The sequence below is a fragment of the Veillonella sp. CHU732 genome, assembly GCF_003992085.1.
Taxonomy (GTDB): domain Bacteria; phylum Bacillota; class Negativicutes; order Veillonellales; family Veillonellaceae; genus F0422.
Genome location: NZ_RQVC01000036.1, coordinates 1 through 626 on the forward strand (window position 1 = coordinate 1; position 626 = coordinate 626).

Annotated in this window: 1 protein-coding gene; it reads right to left on the reverse strand. The window is 42.3% G+C overall.

What is annotated here, in order from left to right; translation table 11 throughout:
- Window positions 1-626 (reverse strand): hypothetical protein (locus EO121_RS08570; RefSeq protein WP_206168557.1); only part of this gene is annotated, 626 nt, incomplete at both ends.

Below are 626 nucleotides of genomic sequence, written 5' to 3' on the forward strand. Positions count from 1 at the left end.
TCAGCTAATTTACTATGTAATTGGCCACCATTGATCGCATCGGTAGAACCAGCTTTGATTTCACCATCTGCAATGTTACTTAATTTAGTTGTACCACCAGTTGTTGTACCATCTGGGTTTACTAAACGAGCTTGTGGTGTTGCCACTTCTGTAGCTCCGTCCAGTTTATTACCTTTAGCATCTACTTTCTCAGCTGGATACCATTTGCCATCGTTAGCTTTTACAACACGTTTGCCGTTTTCATCAGTGTACACCACTGTACCAGCTTCGCCGTTACGTAACGCATTTACTTTAGTAGTTAAGTCTTTACCGTTTAGACCATCTTCTTTTGTTAAGCCGTCTTTACCCATACCAGCATCAGCGCCTGTACCAGGTTTACCATCACGGCCATCGATGCCGTTAGCACCATCTACACCTACTGCTTTAGCAATGTCGCTGACTTTCGCTAATGTATCTTTTGTATCTTGAGATAAGGCCACTGTATAGTTACGTTTGTTCGTAGCTGTATCTACTGTATCTCCACCTGAAACAGACAAGCCTTCTCCAGCAGCTACTGTTGTATCGATAGCATCTACTGTATATGTTGTTACATGGTCAACCGTAGCATCTGTAACCTTCACATTTTT